This window comes from Bathymodiolus azoricus thioautotrophic gill symbiont, from assembly GCF_001298715.1.
GTDB lineage: Bacteria > Pseudomonadota > Gammaproteobacteria > PS1 > Pseudothioglobaceae > Thiodubiliella.
In genome coordinates this window covers 1-2,463 of the sequence record NZ_CDSC02000252.1, presented here as the reverse complement: position 1 = coordinate 2,463, position 2,463 = coordinate 1, and the positions used below count along the sequence as shown (strand labels likewise).

General features: G+C 33.8%; 5 protein-coding genes. All 5 read right to left on the bottom strand.

What is annotated here, in order from left to right; translation table 11 throughout:
- Positions 1-466 precede the first annotated feature (466 nt).
- On the bottom strand, positions 467-772 hold the full coding sequence (locus BAZSYMA_RS04815) for a tetratricopeptide repeat protein (RefSeq protein ID WP_090716202.1): 306 nt from the start codon (positions 770-772) through the stop codon (positions 467-469).
- Positions 769-1,440 carry a tetratricopeptide repeat protein gene (locus BAZSYMA_RS04810; protein ID WP_206599444.1) on the bottom strand — a complete coding sequence of 224 codons (672 nt, stop codon included), beginning with the start codon at positions 1,438-1,440 and terminating at the stop codon, positions 769-771. Before BAZSYMA_RS04810 ends, BAZSYMA_RS04815 begins: the two co-directional genes overlap by 4 nt.
- 92 nt (positions 1,441-1,532) lie before the next feature.
- Entirely contained in the window at positions 1,533-1,670 is a 138-nt protein-coding gene (locus BAZSYMA_RS09960; protein ID WP_195910101.1) for a hypothetical protein, read from the bottom strand.
- Positions 1,670-1,993, bottom strand: a complete 324-nt coding sequence (locus tag BAZSYMA_RS04805) for a hypothetical protein (RefSeq protein WP_090716197.1) — start codon at positions 1,991-1,993, stop codon at positions 1,670-1,672. The genes BAZSYMA_RS09960 and BAZSYMA_RS04805 overlap by 1 nt, the downstream gene beginning before the upstream one ends.
- A 122-nt stretch (positions 1,994-2,115) precedes the next feature.
- Positions 2,116-2,463 (bottom strand): hypothetical protein (locus BAZSYMA_RS09955; RefSeq protein ID WP_195910100.1); only part of this gene is annotated, 348 nt, incomplete at its 5' end.

Below are 2,463 nucleotides of genomic sequence, written 5' to 3'. Positions count from 1 at the left end.
CCACCATGTTGTTCCAGTTTGAGCATTTGAATCAATAATTCTCAAACCATCCACAATCGTCATTTTAAGGGTTTGAGTTTTTACTTGCAAAAATACAAAAAAATAAAAACTCAAACCCTTAATCTTCCCCCTAAATTAGGGTGGTAGTACCGTAACATATCAACTTTTTTTCTACTACAAAAAGGAGAAGACATGAAACAGAACTACCACGTAAATGCAAATACTAATTCACACTCCAGAGCAATTATACGCTGTGCCAATACTAGCAATATTGATTTAGCACGACGCTTTGGCGTGAGCACTAAAACCTAGGAAATGCTTGGGGTACAAGACCCCATTTGAGGTCTTTGCCAAGATGACTGGCAAGGACTATTTTTTAAATGGAAGTGTTGCACTTATGGGTTGAATTATCCATTTTTAAAATTGACAATATTTTACAGTATTGACACTCAGAATACAAATAAATCTATTGTTCTTCAAGTTGTTTTAAAACAGAGTCTAAACTGCGTTTAGCCTTATGATAATCAGGCTTAATCTTAATGGCTGCTTTGTAAGCATCAATGGCTTTTTGATACTCCTTTAATTTTCGATAAGCATTCCCCATATTGTAATAAGTCTCATGTTTATTAGGCTTAATCTTAATGGCTTCTTTGTAAGCACCAATGGCTTTTTGATACTCTTTTAATTCACCATAAGCATACCCCATATTGTCATAAGTCTTGAAATTGTCATAATCCCCAAAAACTATACTGTAATCAATGTATGCAGTCATAGATACATTGCCTTTTGCGAAAAGATCCGCATAATAATCATCGGAAATAGGCTCAATAGGCTCAATAGGCTAGGCTTAATCTTAACTAATTTACGAGCAAACACCGCACGAAAATCAGATGTAATTTTAATGACTTCTTTGTAAGCGCCAATGGCTTCTTGATACTCTTTTAATTTAAGATAAGCATCCCCCATATTATTATGAGCCTTATAATCATTAGGATCAATCTTAATGACTTTTTTGTAAGCATCAATGGCTTTTTGATACTCTTTTAATTCACTATAAGAATGACCAAGATTTAAGTAACCAATCGATATATTTTTTTTATCATTTTCATAGTAAGCGTGGCCGATAAAATATTTCCATAGGTCAATTGCTGTCTTATAATTTTCTTGCTCTATTTTTGATCTTAGTTTTTGAAATTTTGTGCCAAATTTTTCAACTTCTTGTTTTGTTTTTTTGCTCCATTTCACCCCTGGACGGGGTATTTGTTTCTCCACTTGTCTTGCACTAGATTCAGTTTTCCTCACCAATTTTTTTGCATTTTTTTCGTGTGTTTGAATTTCTATTAATGTGCTTTTAGATTTTTTAAGAAGTTCCTTAGAAGAATCAATATTATCCTGAATCACAATAACCTCATATCCAGCAAATGTCGTCAATATTATCAAAACGATACCGATTACACTTAACCACCAAGTAATTACATTTCCTTGGCTCTTTAAAACATCTTGCCTTAAATCTTGATATTTAGAGGCGTTGTCTACATTTTAGAGGCGTTGTCTACATTTTTAAAGGTGTTGTCTACATTTTTTTGTATGTTTTTAATGGCGTCCGATTGCCGTTCTAATTTATGTTCCAATGTCAATAATCGTTGTGATACTTTCTTGTTATTAGCCATTAATGTAGTGCCAGTTTGTTTTGATTTTCGCAGATGAGGGTGTTGTTTTTTTCTATTGAGCCTATATTCCAATCTGTGCTTAGCATAACTTTTGTAAGTAAATTAGATAGGTTGAGCAGCAGTTGTGGATTGAGGTTGAGATTAATATTTTGCTCATTATCACCTTCAAAAATAAGGGTAGTATTGTTATTTTTATAGGCATTGATGGTAATTTTTTCTACCAAAATAGGGGTCTCACCCATCGGGAATTTATTGCCGTTATTAAAAGGGGTTTCATAGTCGCTTTTTTCAATCATATCTTGATGCTGTATTTGTTGTTCCATCTGCTTAAGTATTGCTTCTTTCTCTGTATTTTGCGGTATGGGTTGAATTCGCCATAGATAAAACAGGTTATTTCCTTAATTTTTCAAGTCCGTTAATTATTTTTTCCACCAGGCCATCGGTACTAGTTTTTTTCTTTAATGGTGGAATACGCAATGGCATCTGCCAGCTTGGGTAAAAATTCTTGTCGGTATGCGTCATCATTTTCATGTTTCACTTGTTCAAACATTTTTGACATTGCCACACGATTACTTGCTTCAATACGCAATGCCTTGGCGTTGGTGTATTGGCGAATGACGGCAAATGTAACAATAGAAGAAAAAACATAAATAATATAAGTGTCGCTACTCTTGAAAAAACCAATGGCAATAGAAAGAATCATCAGTATAATCACCCCCAAAGTTGCTTCAACTGCCCATTTGCTCCATTTAAACCATTGCTCTTCTTCCTTTTTATGTTCTTCCTTTAAAAC